20 protein-coding genes are annotated in these 17,631 nt (G+C 42.0%); 2 read left to right on the forward strand and 18 right to left on the reverse strand.

Going from position 1 to position 17,631, the window contains the following annotated elements:
- Window positions 1-76 precede the first annotated feature (76 nt).
- Both ADA55_RS29990 and ADA55_RS29995 read right to left on the reverse strand, forming a co-directional pair.
- The gene (locus tag ADA55_RS29990; RefSeq protein ID WP_164468810.1) at window positions 77-223 is read right to left on the reverse strand and encodes a hypothetical protein; all 147 of its coding nucleotides are present in this window, start codon (window positions 221-223) and stop codon (window positions 77-79) included.
- Window positions 216-380, reverse strand: coding sequence for a hypothetical protein (locus ADA55_RS29995; protein ID WP_057278994.1), 165 nt, complete (start codon window positions 378-380; stop codon window positions 216-218). Before ADA55_RS29995 ends, ADA55_RS29990 begins: the two co-directional genes overlap by 8 nt.
- Before the next feature lie 122 nt (window positions 381-502).
- Between ADA55_RS29995 and ADA55_RS05795 the strand changes: the two genes are divergently transcribed.
- Window positions 503-838 carry a DUF3905 domain-containing protein gene (locus ADA55_RS05795; RefSeq protein WP_048680429.1) on the forward strand — a complete coding sequence of 112 codons (336 nt, stop codon included), beginning with the start codon at window positions 503-505 and terminating at the stop codon, window positions 836-838.
- A gap of 69 nt (window positions 839-907) precedes the next feature.
- On the opposite strand, the gene ADA55_RS05800 is transcribed toward ADA55_RS05795, so the two are convergent.
- The 14 genes from ADA55_RS05800 to ADA55_RS05865 all read right to left on the reverse strand — a co-directional run bounded on the left by ADA55_RS05800 (window position 908) and on the right by ADA55_RS05865 (window position 14,793).
- Window positions 908-1,885, reverse strand: coding sequence for a quinone oxidoreductase family protein (locus tag ADA55_RS05800; RefSeq protein WP_048680433.1), 978 nt, complete (start codon window positions 1,883-1,885; stop codon window positions 908-910).
- 16 nt (window positions 1,886-1,901) lie between these two features.
- Window positions 1,902-2,681 carry an enoyl-CoA hydratase/isomerase family protein gene (locus ADA55_RS05805; protein ID WP_034314172.1) on the reverse strand — a complete coding sequence of 260 codons (780 nt, stop codon included), beginning with the start codon at window positions 2,679-2,681 and terminating at the stop codon, window positions 1,902-1,904.
- A 17-nt stretch (window positions 2,682-2,698) separates the two neighbouring features.
- Complete coding sequence (locus tag ADA55_RS05810; RefSeq protein WP_048680437.1) at window positions 2,699-3,478, reverse strand: SDR family NAD(P)-dependent oxidoreductase; 780 nt, start codon at window positions 3,476-3,478, stop codon at window positions 2,699-2,701.
- 29 nt (window positions 3,479-3,507) lie between these two features.
- The gene (locus ADA55_RS05815) at window positions 3,508-4,266 is read right to left on the reverse strand and encodes a 2-phosphosulfolactate phosphatase (protein ID WP_226990422.1); all 759 of its coding nucleotides are present in this window, start codon (window positions 4,264-4,266) and stop codon (window positions 3,508-3,510) included.
- A 4-nt stretch (window positions 4,267-4,270) separates the two neighbouring features.
- Window positions 4,271-5,332 carry a phosphotransferase family protein gene (locus ADA55_RS05820; protein ID WP_048680439.1) on the reverse strand — a complete coding sequence of 354 codons (1,062 nt, stop codon included), beginning with the start codon at window positions 5,330-5,332 and terminating at the stop codon, window positions 4,271-4,273.
- 29 nt (window positions 5,333-5,361) lie between these two features.
- On the reverse strand, window positions 5,362-5,763 hold the full coding sequence (locus ADA55_RS05825) for an acyl-CoA thioesterase (protein WP_048680441.1): 402 nt from the start codon (window positions 5,761-5,763) through the stop codon (window positions 5,362-5,364).
- Between the two features lie 15 nt (window positions 5,764-5,778).
- The gene (locus ADA55_RS05830) at window positions 5,779-6,558 is read right to left on the reverse strand and encodes an enoyl-CoA hydratase (RefSeq protein ID WP_048680443.1); all 780 of its coding nucleotides are present in this window, start codon (window positions 6,556-6,558) and stop codon (window positions 5,779-5,781) included.
- Window positions 6,558-7,442, reverse strand: a complete 885-nt coding sequence (locus tag ADA55_RS05835) for a 3-hydroxyacyl-CoA dehydrogenase family protein (protein ID WP_048680446.1) — start codon at window positions 7,440-7,442, stop codon at window positions 6,558-6,560. The genes ADA55_RS05830 and ADA55_RS05835 overlap by 1 nt, the downstream gene beginning before the upstream one ends.
- Before the next feature lie 43 nt (window positions 7,443-7,485).
- Entirely contained in the window at window positions 7,486-8,049 is a 564-nt protein-coding gene (locus ADA55_RS05840) for a TetR/AcrR family transcriptional regulator (protein ID WP_048680450.1), read from the reverse strand.
- A 72-nt stretch (window positions 8,050-8,121) separates the two neighbouring features.
- Window positions 8,122-9,732 carry a long-chain-fatty-acid--CoA ligase gene (locus tag ADA55_RS05845; RefSeq protein ID WP_048680480.1) on the reverse strand — a complete coding sequence of 537 codons (1,611 nt, stop codon included), beginning with the start codon at window positions 9,730-9,732 and terminating at the stop codon, window positions 8,122-8,124.
- 37 nt (window positions 9,733-9,769) lie between these two features.
- A complete protein-coding gene (locus ADA55_RS05850) occupies window positions 9,770-10,543 on the reverse strand; it encodes an SDR family oxidoreductase (RefSeq protein WP_048680453.1) in 774 nt (257 codons plus the stop codon).
- Window positions 10,540-11,769, reverse strand: a complete 1,230-nt coding sequence (locus ADA55_RS05855) for an acyl-CoA dehydrogenase family protein (protein WP_048680460.1) — start codon at window positions 11,767-11,769, stop codon at window positions 10,540-10,542. Before ADA55_RS05855 ends, ADA55_RS05850 begins: the two co-directional genes overlap by 4 nt.
- Before the next feature lie 105 nt (window positions 11,770-11,874).
- Window positions 11,875-13,197, reverse strand: coding sequence for an ATP-binding protein (locus ADA55_RS05860; protein WP_048680463.1), 1,323 nt, complete (start codon window positions 13,195-13,197; stop codon window positions 11,875-11,877).
- A gap of 186 nt (window positions 13,198-13,383) precedes the next feature.
- On the reverse strand, window positions 13,384-14,793 hold the full coding sequence (locus ADA55_RS05865) for a TrkH family potassium uptake protein (protein WP_286676049.1): 1,410 nt from the start codon (window positions 14,791-14,793) through the stop codon (window positions 13,384-13,386).
- A gap of 175 nt (window positions 14,794-14,968) precedes the next feature.
- Between ADA55_RS05865 and ADA55_RS05870 the strand changes: the two genes are divergently transcribed.
- Window positions 14,969-15,160 carry an alpha/beta-type small acid-soluble spore protein gene (locus ADA55_RS05870; protein WP_034314196.1) on the forward strand — a complete coding sequence of 64 codons (192 nt, stop codon included), beginning with the start codon at window positions 14,969-14,971 and terminating at the stop codon, window positions 15,158-15,160.
- Between the two features lie 51 nt (window positions 15,161-15,211).
- Here ADA55_RS05870 and ADA55_RS05875 read toward each other — a convergent pair whose 3' ends face one another.
- Together ADA55_RS05875 and sigI are read right to left on the reverse strand one after the other, a co-directional pair.
- Window positions 15,212-16,492 carry an anti-sigma factor domain-containing protein gene (locus tag ADA55_RS05875; protein WP_048680469.1) on the reverse strand — a complete coding sequence of 427 codons (1,281 nt, stop codon included), beginning with the start codon at window positions 16,490-16,492 and terminating at the stop codon, window positions 15,212-15,214.
- Window positions 16,489-17,232, reverse strand: a complete 744-nt coding sequence (sigI, locus tag ADA55_RS05880) for an RNA polymerase sigma factor SigI (protein ID WP_048680473.1) — start codon at window positions 17,230-17,232, stop codon at window positions 16,489-16,491. The genes ADA55_RS05875 and sigI overlap by 4 nt, the downstream gene beginning before the upstream one ends.
- Between the last annotated feature and the right edge of the window lie 399 nt (window positions 17,233-17,631).

Below are 17,631 nucleotides of genomic sequence, written 5' to 3' on the forward strand. Positions count from 1 at the left end.
CCATAAAAATAGACAAACTCGATTTTCATCGAGTTTGTCTACAGTCTGGACGGACCCAAGGCTGGGTCCGTCCTTTTTACTTATCACTTTCACGTTTTTTATTTTCTTTTGCCAAAATTTCATAAATTTTAGTTGCGTTCATATCGCCGCTGAATTCGATTCCAAATTCAGTCCGTACATGTTCACCCATCTTTTCCCCGCTGTTCCGTTTTTCTTTATCCATTACTTCTTCCTTTTCTGCCTTGCTTTGAATTGCGGTTGGCACCTTTCATTGCATTTTCCTCCATTGCGAACTCATTGGAAAATTCATTTTCAGCTTGATTTCTTTTTGGCGTTTTACTTGCTTTGACAGCTCCATCCACATTGGCTTTCCGTTTCATTTTCATCCACCCTTTTTAATATAGTTTACCTTTTAGAATGGGGTAAAAATGCCGGAAATTATTCAGGGATAATATAGGGACAGACGAGAAAAATAACCGTAAAACGAAAAGGGAGACACTACATGAAAAAGAAATTGGATTCACCAATTGTCGACGATACACAACCACACCAAATTAACGCACCAAGCTTTAAAGGGACCGGCATAAAACCACAGGCTCCATTCGTCAATGATTATGGAGTCGTAATTGGCGACAGTAAATATGCCTCTGAAAACTCACCACTCGAAAACTGGAGCGAAGATACAGACCCGGAAATCATGGCTGGAGACGAATGGGTACACCCCACCAATGATATAGGCTGGAATTCAACTGAAAACCGCCAACTATTAGAGTCTAAAATAGCGCCGCAGCCGCCTTTCATGCATCCAGATAAAGATGTTAGCACTGATACGGATTGAGGCGTGCTTTCTTTAGGGTCAAAGGAACAAGTGAAATCCTAGAAGGGGTGCATCATACACCCCTTATTCTCATTTAACCTGCAAAATCAACTTCCCTTTCGTTTGCCGGGCGTTCATTTCCTCATGAACGGCTGCTGCCTTTTCAATTGGGTAGATGCCCCCGATAGTTAACTTAAGCTCCCCAGACGCAACGTATGCAAAAAGGTCTTGAATGCTAGGCAACAGCAAATCCGGGTGTTTCATGATCTGTGGCAGGAAAAAACCCACGACGGATTGATTGCGCCTCATTAATTGCTGCGGGTTCATCGTATAAGGCTTACGACTTGCATTACCAAAAACAACAAGACGTCCAAAGGGAGCCAAACATTTCAATGTTTTATTGAAAATATCCCCTCCAGCCATTTCCAGCGCGACGTCTACTCCCTTTCCTCCCGTGACCTCACGGACTTTCATTTCCCATCCTTCTTGCGTGTAATCAATGAGTTCATCTGCCCCCATCTCTTTAGCCAGTTCCAACTTTTCCACTGTACTGGCGGTGGCAATCACTTTTCCAGCCCCGAAGATTTTGGCTAACTGTACGGCAATCGTTCCCACTCCCCCAGCAGCAGCATGGACCAATACCGTTTCCCCCTGTTGCATGCGTCCCATTGTCTTAAGAATATGATAGGCGCTCAGACCTTGGAGGGGCAAGGCAACAGCTTCATGGAACTGAATGGCATCAGGAAGCGGAATGGCCGAGAATTCATCAGAAAGGGCATATTCTGAATATCCACCAGATTCAATTAAGCTGACGACCCTTGTACCAGGTTTGATTTTGGTCACCTTTCCACCAACTTCCACCACTACGCCAGCCACTTCCGCACCGGGAATGAACGGAAGCGGCGTAGGAACTACATATTGCCCTTCCCTTCTGGCTGTATCTGCATAATTGACGCCTACACAATCGATTTCAATCAGAACTTCATGCCCTGTTGGCACAGGCCTTTCCATTTCAGTCAATTTCAGTACTTCCGGTCCGCCGTATTCTTCAAAATGAATAGCTTTCATCTTTATCCCTCCCTTATTAATTTCCTGTAAATTCCGGCTTTCTTTTTTCTTTGAATGCTGCTACCCCCTCCAGATGATCTTCCGTGGAAGCCATCAAGGTTTGCGTAATACGTTCCTGTTCCAGTATTTCATCAAGTGTAGCCGTAAATGAATGGCTGACGAGCTTTTTCATCATCCCATATGCTTTTGTCGGTCCATTTGCCAGTTTTACCGCAAGTTTCAATGATTCCTCTTCAAGTTGATTGAGTGGATATAAATAATTAATGACACCAAGCTGATATAAGCGTTCCCCAGAAATTGGCTCGGCCGAAAAGAAGAGCTGCTTTGCAAGGTGGGGCCCTACCAATTTAGGTAAAAAATACGAACCCCCTCCATCAGAGATCAGGCCTACCTGTGAAAAACTCATGGCAAATTGACTATCATCGGAAGCCACGATCAGATCACAGGCGAGTGCCAAATTGAATCCGGCACCAGCAGCAAATCCATGGACGGCAGCGATTACTGGAACCTCGGAAGCATCCAGAGCCAATATGCATTCATTCATTCTGCCAACATGATCATACAATTGACCTGCAGAGGCCTGCCCCATTGACTTGACGTCGCCTCCTGCAGTGAATGACCTTCCCGCCCCTTTGATGATGACTGCCCTTATATGCGGTGTTTGTTTTACATCCTTAATCGCTTTCGTTAAGCTTGCAATCATATCCGGACTAAATGCATTCAAGCTTTCAGGGCGATTCAAAGTCAGGATCATTACATTATCAATTACTTCTTTCAATAAGTGTTCTTTTAACATTTGCCCATCCCCTTTTTCTATTTGATCAACCAGCCGCCATCAACCAATAAATCCGTCCCAGTCATATAGGAAGCCTCCGGGGAAGCAGCAAAGGTAATGACATTACTTATTTCCTCCGCTTTCCCCACTCTTTCCAGTGCCGTGTTCCGTTGAATGGACTTTACGAATCTTTCATTTTGCAGTCCATCCTCCGTCAATGGCGTTTCAATGAATCCCGGTGATACGGAATTGACCCGAATGCCGACTGCAGCGAGTTCCAGTGCCAAAGATTTCGTTAAACTGATGACTCCGGCTTTAGCAGAGCTGTAATGCGGGATGAACGCTCCTGCCTGATGTCCTGACAGTGAAGCCACATTCACGATTGCCCGATTGCTGGAACCTTCATTTCCGCCACTAGCTCCTTCTTCCATCAATTTCCCCAAATACTTGGAAACTAGAAAGACACTTTTCAAATTGACATGTTGAATCATATCCCAATCAGCTGCAGATGTATCCAGGAGCTTTGAGGACTTTGAACCACCTGCGTTATTGATTAAAATGTGAAGGTCACGATATTTTCCCTTCACATACTTGGCCAGCTCCATTACCTCTTCCTCGACGGTAACATCTGCAGGGAAAATATCAGCAACCGGAATCGGGTGCCTGGCATTGATTTCTGCAGCTGCTTCCTCCAGCTTTCCTTTCGTCCGCCCTACCAACAGCACTTTTGCCCCTTCATCCGACAAGCGCATCGCCGTAGCTTTCCCAATACCAGAGCCTGCACCTGTAACCACCGCTATTGACTGCGAAAACCTCATCCCCTTCACTCCTTTTCTGTATTTTTGAACTACGTTTCCTGCCTTTTCAATTCCGCTTCGATCCTTCCATCCACCAACTCTGGGACAAGATCCAACGAACCTTTTTGCGCCGCCAATTCCAAATCGGCGATCAAACTATGTTTGTCAAACAACTGTCCGACATACGATGATTTCAGGATATCAAAGGCATTTTCGCTATTCGTGCGATAAAGCGCATTGGCAGCCTTTGCTGCATCGTTGAGTATGAACGTACCTTGTGATCCAGCAATCAGGCAATCTATCAAATGGCCTGCACCGTAAAAGTCTTCCAGACTGAATTCACCTGAATTTCCCGAACAAACGATGAGGATCGTTTCTGTTTTATGATATTTTTTTATTTTTTCCGCAACAGACGGATTATTCAACAAAGAAGCAATATAAACCCTTTTGGCAGCGGCTGAATTCCTCAACGCGACCGTTCCATTAGTAGTGGACAATATTAAAGTTTTACCGCGTACCAACTTACTCAATAGCGTTGGACTTGGATACATTAAATCATCAACCGGCTTTGCCTTTAGTTCTCCTGCCACTACAAAATCCCCATGGTCCAATTCCTGGCTTTTCACCAAGGCATCCAGTGGATCCATGACAGGTATCACCTGGCGTGCTCCATCATGAAGTGCTGAAATAATCGTGGTAGTCGCTAATAACACATCCAGGATGACCGCAACTTTCTCCCCTTCTTGAAGCTTTTCCACATCTATCTCTTCTTTTTTTAGTAGTAAATGAATGTTTTGAATATATTCCATTTTATTAAACTTCCTTCGCAGCTACATCTGCAGCATGAGTGAGTAAGCTTTTAACCGTTTTTCCAAGATTGGAAAAACGGGGATCATCAGTCTGGCCTTTTTTATATCGATAATAGATTTGCTGAAGGATGACAGCTAACTTAAAATAACCAAAGGTTAAATAAAAATCGACGTTGGTAACATCCCTGCCACTTCTTGCTGCATACGTCTCGATAAATTCCCTTCGAGTCAGGAAACCAGTTAAAGTCGTGACGGACGCTTGACCCACACCGATTTTGATAAGTTCCGGGTCACCGCTTTCCGTCCAGTAGCTTAATGCCACTCCTAGATCGGCTAGCGGATCACCAACGGTGGACATTTCCCAATCAAATAAACCAACCATCTCTGTAAGGTCCTGATTGAACATGGCATTATTGATCTTATAGTCATAATGGATTATTGAAGTCTGGCTATACTTCGGGATATTATGTTGAAAATAATTAATAAGCGGACGAATTTCCTTGATTTCATCAGTCTTTGCTCTCTCATAGCGGGAAATCCATCCGTGTACTTGTCTTTCAATGAACCCTTCAGGTTTGGATATTTCGACCAAACCCGTTTTCTCATAGGGAATCGAGTGAAGATCAGCAAGCCGATTCACCATCACATATGAAAGCTGTCGGCACTTTTCAACAGTAGGCTCGATTCCCTTGGGAAATTCAGTATCTATTACAATTCCATGTTTCCTTTCCATTAGGAAAAAAGGGGCCCCCGCAACCGATTCATCATCCGAGAACAGAATAGGCTCGGGAGCTGCTTGGAAATATGGGTTGATTGAGGAAAGGATATGATGTTCACGCTTCATATCATGTGCCTTTGGAGCAACAGGGCCAAGCGGCGGCCTTCTGAGAACAGCCTCCCACTCACCAACTTTCAGCTGATAGGTCAAATTGGAATAGCCCATGGAAAATTGTTGTAATTCCAACGGTTCATTTGGAAGGTCCAATACATTTTTTCTTAGGAAACCTTCTAATGCAGCAATATTCAATTCCTCGCCGGGCCGAACAGGAATCGTATCGTCAACCATGTTCTTCCACTCCTTTAGACTTTGTCATTCTAATTATGAACAAGATGTGAAATGAGCTTTTCTTTAATAAATTCAGGAATAGGTTCACTTTTTTGTTTCAAAAAATTAAAACAGACTAAAACTGCGCTTCCTTTAGCAATCACTTCCCCAGTTTGTGAACAGAGGATATCATGGACCATATCACAGCTTTTCGTACCTACCTTTGTCAAAGATGTACGAATGGTCAAGAGTTGATTGAAATATCCCTGAGCAATAAAGTCGCATTTGGTGGAGGCTAACAAAAAATTCCAAGATTCTACATTTGTCGCTAGGCCTAAAGCTTCAAAAAATTTCATGCGTGCTTCTTCGAGGTATACGAAATAGCTTGTGTTATTGATGTGGCCCAAAGCATCCGTTTCGGAAAAACGGACGCTGACTTCCAATTCATGCATAAGACCCCTCCTTGATTAACGATGTACGAAAGCAGGTTTACGTTTATCCAAGAAAGCGGAAACCCCTTCTTTAACATCTTCAGTTTGGAAGATTTCTTCAAACAGATTCGTTTCAATCTCTAGACCTTTTTCAAGTGTTGCCTCACTTCCTTCATTAATCGCCTTCTTGATTCTCGAAAGTGCCTGAAGTGAGTGCCTTGTCATTCGTGAGGCCAAGATTTTCGCTTCCGATAAGCCGCTGCCTTGCTCAACGACTTTATTGATAAGCCCAATCTTTTCCGCTTCCGCGGCACCAAGCGGATCACCGGTAAATATAATCTCTTTTGCCTTTGCATTACCTACAAGTCTTGACAAACGCTGTGTACCGCCACCTCCAGGGAATAAGCCTAATTTCACTTCCGGCAGTCCGATTTGAACTTGTGTTTCAGCTACTCGCAAATCACAGGCCAGTGCCAGTTCGCATCCGCCGCCCAAGGTCAGGCCATTTAATACAGCCATCGTAGGTTTAGGAAACTGTTCGATTTTAGTTAGGACGGCATGACTTTCCTTTACCAGTTCTTTCATATTCGGGTTCCCCATCATGCTAGGGAATTCTTTTATATCAGCCCCGGCCGCAAATGCGATATTGCCTGCACCGGTTATGAGTACCGCAACAGTTTCAGTATCTTTTGAAAGTTCATCGAAAGTTTCTCCCAATTCTCTGAATACTTGTTTGCTGATTACATTTAATGGAGGATTATCGATGGTGATGACCGCAAGCTTATTTTCCTTAACCACTTTAATTAATTTTGTCATCAATTCTTCACTCCTTGGTTTGGATAATCATACCAGCCTTTTCCTGTTTTCCTGCCTAAATGTCCTTTATTCACCTTTTCTTCTATACAAGCATTTGGCTTGTCTTCTGGATTTCCAGTTTCATTGAAACGCTGCTGCATGACAAAATACCCTACATCAATACCTGATAGATCCATCAGTTCAAAAGGACCAATGGGATGGCCTAAAGCTTTCCTGCAAATCAAATCGATATCCTTATAGCCAACAATTCCTTCTTCATACAAATATAAGGCCTCACGCTGCAACGCTCCCAAAATTCGGTTGGCTACGAATCCCGATATCTCTTTCCTCAACAAAACTCCTGTCCTATTCATATTCTCTGTGACTTCCATTGCAAGCTTCGCTGTTTCCTCGGATGTTTGGTCACTCATTACAACCTCAACACAATCCATTACTAGAGGCGGGAAAAAGAAATGCATATTAATGAACTTATCCGGACGATTCGTCACATTCGCAATCAGGCTATTGACAATCGTTGAACTATTCGTGGCAAAGATGGTTTCTGCTGGGGCCAGTTCTTCAAGTTTGGCGAAAACCTCCTGCTTCACATCAAGTTTTTCAACTACCGCTTCAATGATCAAATCAGCCCCACTGGCCGCTTTCTCAAGATCGGTGGTATATTGAAGACGGCTAAAAGCAGCCAATTTACGATCTTCAGACAATTTTCCTTTTTGAACCCATTTAGTCAAAATGACGTCCAATTTTTCTTGGGCTGCATTCAACGCGTTTTCATGAACATCCTGAAGAATCGTTTCGTAACCTCCTAGTGCAGCAAGCATCGCAATTTGGTGCCCCATCTGCCCAGCCCCAATAACGGTAATTGATTGAATTTGCTTGTTGGTCATGCCTTCTATCTCCCTTCAACTAACCGGTTAGTATGTAACCTGGTCACGCTTCAATTCCCTGCAGAATCATCCCCATAAAAATGGCTGCAACTTCCTGTTCGGTTTTTTCACCTTCTGGGTCGAACCAATGATAGCTCCAATTGGCAACACCCAAAATAGCAAAAGAGATGATGGATGCATCGAGATTGGAACGCAGTTCTCCGCTCTCGATGCCACTAATCAGAACTTGCTCGATTTTATTACGGAACTCATCCCGCTTAGGAAGGATTTGTGCAAGCTTATCGTCACTTAGATTCTTCATTTCACGGAAAAAGACCGTTGCGCTGGATTTTTTGGTTTTAATGCTCTTTAAAAGCATCAAGACCATATCGAAAAGTTTATCCTTGCAGCTTTTCCCAGGTTCCAACATGATTCTTTCCTGCTCACTAAGCAACTCGTCTATATAAGCTAGATGAATATCCATTAGCAACTGCTCTTTGCTCGTAAAGTAATAATAAAACGTTCCCTTCGTCACTCCGACCGATTCGACGATATCAGAAATCGACGTTTCACTAAAGCCCTTCTTTTCAAATAAGCGTATGCTATGTTCTGTCATTTTTTCTTTCATGTATGCACCCTCGCAATCTGTTAAAATTTCAGCTGAATTGATATCATACGCTCTCGTGCCATCAAAGCCCTCTTACTTCCTGGAAAGTTCTTCTCTTAAAGCCCGCCTTAAAATCTTTCCGACATTTGTTTTCGGTAACTCTTCACGAAATTCAACGAAATGCGGAACTTTATAAGCCGATAGGTTTGCACGGCAGTAATCGATGATTTCCCGTTCATTGGCCGTTTTATTATTTTTAAGTACAAGCACCGCTTTTACCGACTCCCCTCGGTAAGCATCTGGAACTCCGATGACAACCGCTTCCTGGACAGCTGGATGTTCATAGAGAACTTCCTCGACATCTCGCGGATATATATTATAACCACTTGCGATGATCAAATCTTTTTTCCTGTCGACAATATAGAGGTACCCATCTTCATCAACTTTGGCGATATCACCCGTATAAAGCCAACCACCCCTTAGGGTCACCGCCGTTTCCTCCGGCATATTCCAGTAACCTTTCATCACTTGAGGTCCTTTGACGACCAATTCCCCCAATTCGCCAGATGCCACTTCTTTCGTTCCGTCTCCCAGGTCCATCACCTTATATTCAGTCGAAGGGACACCAATCCCGACGCTCCCAGGTTTCCTTTTTGCAAATGCCGGGTTACAATGCGTTGTTGGCGAAGCTTCCGTAAGACCGTAGCCTTCCAATATCTTCGCACCTGATTTTCGTTCGAACTCACGCAGCAGTTCCACGGGCATCGGTGCACTTCCGCTGTTACAGACCTGAATGGAGCCCATTCCATATTCTTCTGCCTTCGGATGATTCGTCAACGCTACATACATGGTCGGTACACCAGGAAAAGTGGTCGGCTGTTCACGCTTAATCGTTTCCAGTACTTCTTCTATTTCAAATCGTGGCAGCATGATGGAGTCACCCGCGATATACACGGATAAATTCATTGCGGACGACATTCCAAAAACATGAAAAAGCGGGATGACCGACAGCGTTCTTTCTGTACCTATTTTTAATTCATGCTTGAAGAATTCATACGTTTGAACGACATTGGCCAGAATATTGCTGTGTGTCAGCATCGCCCCTTTTGAACGGCCAGTCGTTCCTCCTGTATACTGAAGAACGGCTATATCATTTTCCGGATCGATTGATACGGGATTGATTTTGCCGTCTCCTGTCTTCATGAATTGATCAAAAGACGCATCAGGCTGAAAATCTGCTTCCGAAGTCTGCAGGCTTACGACGATAATATTTTTCAAATTTGCATGTTGCTGCACACTTTTCACTTTCGGGTATAATCCATCCAATATAACGATCGTTTCTGCACCGGAGTCCTGTAAGATATGCTGCAGCTCCCTTTCAACCAGCATTGGGTTGATTTGGGTGATAATGGCCCCTGTTGTCAATGATCCATAATAAGCTATGACGTACTGCGGACAGTTAGGCAGCATGATGGCGACACGATCACCTTTTTGAACACCTTTTTTTTGCAAGGCTGAAGCAAAGGCTAGCGACGCATGAAAAAGTTCCTGATAAGATATCTTTCGGTCATAAAAAGTAATAGCTGTATTGTTTGGATGGGACTCACATGCATTTTGAAGGATTCTTTGCATCGGGAACTCAGGGACTTTTATTTCCTTTGAAATTGAATCAGGATAAACGGAAAGCCATTTTTTTTCATTCATCATTTCATACCCTCCAGCCATATTTACTTACCTTTCATTACTTTGCATGTGAACCCCCATCGACGATCAAAATATTTCCAGTCACAAAATCAGATGCCTTTGAGGCCAGGAAAACCGCTGCCCCTTTCAAATCATCATCACTCCCTAACCTTTTTAACGGCGTGGAATCCAGGATAGGATTCTTTCCTTGCTCAAGAACCCCTTTCGTCATTTTTGTCGGAAAGAAACCTGGTGCGATTGCATTAACATTGATATTATGCTGACCCCATTTAACGGCCAAATCCTTCGTTAAAGTAATGACCGCCCCTTTACTCGTATTATATCCGACCGTATCGAGCACCCTCGGGTCGGTACCCCCTAATCCGGCAACGGAAGCGATGTTTATGATTTTCCCATGTCCCTGCTCAATCATGACCCTGCCTGTTGTCTGGCTCATGATAAAGGTTCCGGTTACATTTACATTCATCACCTTCTGCCACGCTTCAAGAGGCATGTCGACGGCTGGTGCCCCCCAGGATGCCCCGCTATTGTTTACTAATATGTCGATGACACCAAATTCACGGTAAGTTTCGTTAACGACTTCCTGTACATCTGACGGATTGGTGATATCACACTTGAAGGAAAGCGCCCTGACTCCAAGTTTTTGGATTTGCGAAGCAACTTCGTCACATGCTTCCTTCTTCCTTGAACAAAGTACGACATTTGCCCCAGCTTCGGCAAAGCCTGTCGCTATTTGTGCTCCCAACCCTCTCCCTCCACCGGTTATGATCGCCGTCTTTCCAGTTAGATCGAATAAGTCGGTAACTTTCATATTTTCACCTCATGCTTTTGTTGGTATTTTCGAAGTTCTATTTTAGCAACTTGTGAGCGATGAACTTCATCGGGACCATCAGCAAGCCTTAAAGTCCGTGCATTGGCCCAATGAGCAGCAAAAGGGAAATCATCGGAAATCCCTGCAGCTCCAAAGCCTTGGATGGCCCTGTCCAGTACATTCAATGCCATATTTGGTGCCACCACTTTTATCATCGCGATCTCCGCCTTTGCTTCCTTGTTCCCGACAGTATCCATCATATAGGCAGCTTTTAAGGTCAGAAGTCTTGCTTGTTCGATTTCAATCCGTGAATCAGCAACCCACTCCATGATTACACCTTGTCTCGCCAATGTTTTACCAAAAGCGACGCGCACTTGAATGCGCTTACATAATTCTTCAAGTGCTCTTTCAGCAGCGCCGATCAGCCTCATGCAATGATGTATCCTTCCCGGTCCAAGCCTTCCTTGGGCAATCGCAAATCCTTTTCCTTCACCCCATAGAATATTCGTAGCCGGGACCCTCACATTTTCAAACGTGATTTCGGCATGGCCATGCGGGGCATGATCATAACCAAACACAGGGAGCATTCTCTCGATTTTGACACCCGGTGTATCGAGCGGGACAAGAATCATTGACTGTTGTTCATGCTTGGCCGCCTCAGGATCTGTCTTACCCATGACGATGGCAATCTTGCATCGGGGATCGCCTGCTCCTGAAGACCACCATTTTCGGCCGTTGATGACATACTCATTACCCGTCCTTTCAATCCTGCATTCGATATTGGTCGCATCGGAAGACGCCACTTCCGGTTCCGTCATCGAGAAGCATGAACGGATTTCCCCAGCAAGCAAGGGCTTCAGCCAGCGTTCTTTATGTTCATCCGATCCATATCTCACCAACACTTCCATATTACCAGTGTCCGGCGCATTACAGTTGAAGATTTCAGGTCCTATCGTCGACCTACCCATGATCTCGCAAAGCGGGGCATATTCTAGATTTGTTAAACCCGCGCCATAACCGCTATCAGGTAAAAATAAATTCCATAATCCTTCTTCTTTTGCTTTTGCCGTCAATTCAGATAAAATCGGGGGAATTTCACTCCAGCGGCTTTCCTGTGCTTCGAGCTGCTTTTTGTATATTGATTCATTTGGGTAAACGTGCTTCTCCATGAATTCCGTTAACTTCTTTTCCAGATTTTTCACCTTTTCAGTATGTTCAAAGTTCAAATTGAATTCCTCCTTTTAAACTTACTAACCGGTTAGTATGTTATTACTTTTAAATTATATACACAAGATTCTGATTTTTTCAACAATTAAACCTTTGTTTTCTTGTCATTCAAGATCCCGTATCTTGACCTTTTCGTTCTCACTATATTGCTTTTGTTGGACGGTTGGAAATATACAAACGATTTTCGTACCTTTTTTCAGTTCACTTGTGATGAAAACTTTTCCTCCATGCTTTTCGATGATTCTAAAACAAACGGAAAGACCCAAACCCGTTCCTGATGTTTTTGTAGTGAAAAATGGTTCTCCTACTTTTTGAAGGGAGTTTTCCGGAATACCATCCCCTTCATCCAAAATGCTCAAAAAAACTTCCTCATTTTTTTCATTTATGCTCACAAAAATATTTCCGCCATTCGGCATCGATTCTATGGAATTTTTTATCATGTTTATTAGCACTTGCTTGATTTGGTTTTCATCAAAATACATAAAAATTGGTTCTGAATCATAATTTTTATGTATTTGAATATTGTTCAGTACGGCATTTGTCTCCAACAGCGTTACGGCATGGTTACAGCTTTCCTTTATATCCTTCTCAAGGAATACCGCCCCAGTGGGTTTCGATAGCAGCAAGAGTTCATTCAGCACTTTCTCGATTCGATTTATTTCCGAAAAAATAATATCGTAGTATTCCTGCTTTTCGGCACCGCCATCTTTAATCAGCTTCACGAATCCCATTATCGCCGTCATCGGATTCCTGACCTCATGTGCAATCCCAGCCGCAAGTTGGGCAGCCGTTGATAACTTGCTTGATGTGATTGCCAAATGTTCGTTTAGGCTCACAAGCTTTTCCTCTGCATGTTTACGTTCATTAATTTCCGATAATATGCCCGCTGTCCCGATGAATTTCCCAGCGTCATCGTAAATAAGTTTAACGAATGCCTCAACCCAGCTTGTTCCCTTTTTCGCATTTAGTTTAATGTCCGCACGAAAATATTTATCCCCTCGATGAAAGGAGTCCGCAAAGGCCTTTAATACGTCTTGATAAGAATTGTTATCCATATGTTTAGAAAAGTGAAGCCCCAGGGATTCATTTACGGATGCACCACTCATCGATTTCCATGCCGGGTTTAAGTACAACCATTTTCCTTTATCATCCGTTTGGAAAATAACCTCATTGAAGCTATTGACCAATTCTTTAGAGTAATTGGAGAAAATGCGATAACGCCCTTCGCTATCCTGCAATAAAGCTATCGTTTTCCGTTTATGATCATAGATGGCACCCAAACACCAGGCTATGGTTAAAATTACGATTAAATATATTCCTGCAAAGGCGGAAAACCTGCGTTCTTCATGACCCAGCCACCCTATATAGGGTAATATCAATACAAAAAAAAGAGCAGGGACAATGATCCTTCCAGTATATTTCTTCACATTCTCCACCTCCTTACCTAAATGGTTTATACTACATCCGATCGAATTCCAAGTAAGGGATCAATTTATGCATATTTGAAATGGTAGGACACTCACTTATAGGTAAATTTCAACATTTTATCCATGATTCCTGCAAACAACACAAAAAACCTTTCCACGAGTGGAAAGGTCACTGACTTAAATCATTTACCCAATGATGACGCGTTCTTTTGGATAATGGAAATTTTCCGTAACTTCTTTATGGCCTATGATATACAGGAGGGAGGTTATCCCAACACGGCCAATGAACATAATGATCATAATGACAATTTTACCGGTATTGCTGAGGTCAGGCGTGATTCCCATCGAAAGGCCGACTGAACCGAAAGCCGAACATACTTCAAAAATGATTTGCATCAAAGTGAAATTTTCGGTAATGGATAATATGAAGACCGCCATTATGCAAAGAAGCGATCCCATGATCATAACCGCTGTCGCTTTTCGGATATCATCGGGATGAATCTCCCGTTTGAAAACTTTTATGGAACGCCTTCCTCTCATGAAATTCCATAAAAATAGAATCATGATGGCCAGTGTAGTTGTCCGGATTCCTCCCCCGACTGAACTTGGGGAAGCTCCAATGAACATCAATATGCTCAACAATAAAAGGGTCGGTTCCGAAAAGTCACTCACATTCATGGTTGCCAACCCGCCGCTCCGCGTATTGGAGGACATAAACAATGAGTAAAAGAACGATTCATGCCAGTTCTTACCTTTAAAGAACCCATTAATTTCTAGAAGGTAAATCAGGATCGTTCCCCCAACGATAAGGGAAAAGAAAGTGACTGAGGTCAGCTTCGTGAACAAAGAAAAATGAAACTTATAAGTACGGGCCTTATTGGACAAAAACTCCTTCAGCTCAATCAAGACAGGAAACCCAATGGCTCCAAGGGTAAGCAGGATAATCGTAATGAACTGCACAAAATAATCGTCTTTAAATGGAATCATCGAAATACCGGTAATATCAAAACCAGCATTCGTGGTGGCACTTACGGCTAAAAATAAGCCATTTAAAAAGGCTTCTTTCCCGTCTGGAAAATAATTCAGAAAGTAAATGCCTAAAACGAGAGCCCCAATCATTTCAATTACGACAAATATCTGAATGATTTGGATCAATAATTTAACAAGCCCGGAAAGATTCGATTGGTTTTGATCCGTCATGATCAATTGTCTTTCCTTCAAGCCGATTTTCTTGCCCACTATAAGCCAGAAAAAGGTTCCGAGTGTCATGATGCCAATACCGCCAAATTGGAGAACGAACATGAGAATGAAATAGCCTACCTCATTGTACACTTCGGGCAAACTTACAACTGTTAGACCTGTTACACTAACTGCACTTACGGCTGTGAATAAAGCATCCATGAATCCAAATTCCACGCCTGGCTTAAGAGCGACCGGCAGACTCAACAGTACGGTCGAGATGCTGACTGCCAAAACATAATAACCGACGATAAGCTGAGCTGGTGTTAACTTTGATAATATTTTTTTGATAGCAAACATAAAGAGTTTCCTTTCTTGCTCCTTTATAGTTATGCAAATCACATAACCATTAAAAATCTAGTTTACCCTTTTTTCATGCTTTTTTCCATTCTCTTTTAAAACTGACTTACTTACAACAAAAAGGCAGGTTTACCAATAAGTTTGATGCTGCTCGTATAAGTAAAACTCCACATTCTACTTATACTATCATTACAGCGGCAAAAGCCGTTGAAAAAGTAAAGGGGAGATTCAAATGGCTAACAGCAGTAACAATCTTCTTGTTCCAGGAATCGAACAAGCATTAGAACAAATCAAATATGAAATTGCATCTGAATTCGGTGTACAATTAGGTTCCGATACTTCAGCACGTGCCAATGGTTCAGTTGGCGGAGAAATCACGAAACGTCTTGTACAACAAGCACAATCTCAACTTAAAGGTCAATAATTCACAATTAAATATCCATGGCTAAGAGTCCAGCTGCATGCTGGACTCTTTTTAATGATTATGTCCATTTCCGTTTCCATTATTGCCTTTACCCCTTTTCGACTTATCCCAATCTTTCTTATCTTGTTTATATTGCTTATCCTGTTTATCTTGTTTAACTTGTATTTCCTGCCTATCCTGTGTAACCTGTTTATCTTGTCTATCCTGTTTATTTTGCTTATTTTTATTATCGTGCTTTATAGAATCATCACTATCCTTTTCTTTGAGTGATGAAACTTTTTTTACATCGAACTTTTTCTCATTCTGTTCATTTTTCTGCTTGTCCTTTGATTGGTTGCTGTGATGGCTATCCGATTTCCCTTTTGACTCGTTGCTTTTTTCCTTATATCCATTTATCGCATTCCGTTTTCCACTTGTATTTCCCCGTTCGGTTTGTTCCTTAATTTTGGTAACTTCAATACCCGCGTTTTTCCGTTCAGTCGGTTTGGCTTCATTGGCCGGCTTTTGTTTTATTTCAATTTCATTATTCTCTTTTTTCTTTTCTCCATCCGATTTGTTTTCCGTACTTAGCATTACGCCCTTTTCTTTCGGAATAACAACGTTTTCCTCGACTTTTTTAACTGGCGCCGGGGCAGGCTCCCTCTTATTGACCTTTATCTTATCTTTATCTTCATTCAACTTCTTTTCGAGATACTTACCCGTGGATATTCCTTGTTCCCTAGCTTGCTTCCGATCGCTTTTTGTTGCCTGGATCACTTTCATCTTTGTTTTGGAAACATTATCCTGCTCAGATATTTCTTTTATCTCCTCTTTTAAATTCTTATTCAGTTCTTTATTTTTTTTCATTAACGTTGTGGAAACGACTATTTGTTTATTTCCTTTCAAATAACCAAGTCGCTTCGTCGTTTCAACGATTCGGTTTGTAACAGCTTTTATATCCTTGCCTTTCCAGTCCTTCAGCTGACCGATCACAAGCTTTCCGTCTACATTTAATCCGGTAAGCTTGAGAACTTCTAAATCATCATCAAGCTCCAATTCAATGCTTGGATTCACATCTATGGTCATATATGCCGACACAGGACCAGAGAAATAAGAAGGAAGAATTGAAAAGAGAATCAGGAAGGTGGAGGCAATGCTTAGCACGGCCGTTTTTTTGAAAGATGAATGAATATTGGAAAAGGCCAAAGTGAATTTTTGTTTTGCAGGTGAAAAAGTTATTTCCTCACCCACTTCATATTCCCTTTCCTGCCTTTTGGTTTTCAGAAATTCACCCTCGGGGGTCAATAGGGTTACAAATCGTTTATTAACTGAAAGAATAACTCCTTTTTTCATTCATCGATAGCCCCTTTTATATAATCATTCAAATACAAAAAATCTCCGTTTATTATGATTGCCACGGCAATGATGTATTTTCTGTTCCGTTCAATCGTTTTTCTGCTTACTTCCACTTTTCCCTCAAGCTGTTTTACGGGCAGCCGCTTTTTTGTAAACAGGATTTCCTTCAGTTCGTCATCTTCCATTAACAATTTAGCGATCATAATAGCTCCCTTCCTGGCATCTGCATGTTTGGGAGAGTTTTCAACTAAATCCTCAAATGACAGACCAAAATCCTCTAGATGGCTTATATAAAGCTGAATTTCTTCTTTTCTTCTTTCCGATTCCTTCTGCATTTCGTATTCATTGATGGAATTTTCATTATCGATATATATTTGGCTTTGATCATTATCATCATTCAGTGTTAAATCCAATAGGATTTCTTTTTGTTTGGACTGGCTTCTTAAATAATCTATAACCCTTCGTTTAACGAGGGTTTCGGCAAATGCCAATAAAGAACGGCCTTTTTCCGGGGAGTATTTTTCAATTGCCTCGTTAAAAGCAATCATTCCAATACTGAATTCATCATCTGATTCGTATATGTACCGTTTGCAAACCGATGAGACTGTTTTAGCAATAAAAGGTTTGAATGACTCTATAGTATCATTACGAAGGCTATTATCGCCTTGTTGAATTTTCAATACGGTTTCTTCTAAAGAACGCTTTTTTTTGAATGCTGTAAACAACAAACCAAGCATTTGCTCACCTCGCTCCTGTTGAACATAAAATACGCATCAACATACTTATCTTAAGCGGAGGGAGTCTAAAAGACAGTACCAAAAGAACTATTTTTGCGATAAAAATGAAATCACACAATATATCAACATGATAAAATACTTAGTTTTTTCTCGTTTGTTACAGTGCAATTACAGTAAAATATCTTTTTCCGTTTTTTTGCCCAATACAATGGGACAATTGTCATTTTTATAACCGGAATTTAATATTCACATCTTTTAACATATCATTCGTAAACGTACCTGCGCTTTTGAGGGTCATCTCCATAAATACTTTAAGAAGCAAAAAAAATAGGCGTGACCGGCACGCCTGCAGACTGTAGACAAACTCGATGAAAATCGAGTTTGTCTATTTTTATGGCT

The sequence above is a fragment of the Bacillus sp. 220_BSPC genome (assembly GCF_001054655.1).
In the GTDB taxonomy this organism is placed as follows: Bacteria; Bacillota; Bacilli; order Bacillales; family DSM-1321; genus Peribacillus; species Peribacillus frigoritolerans.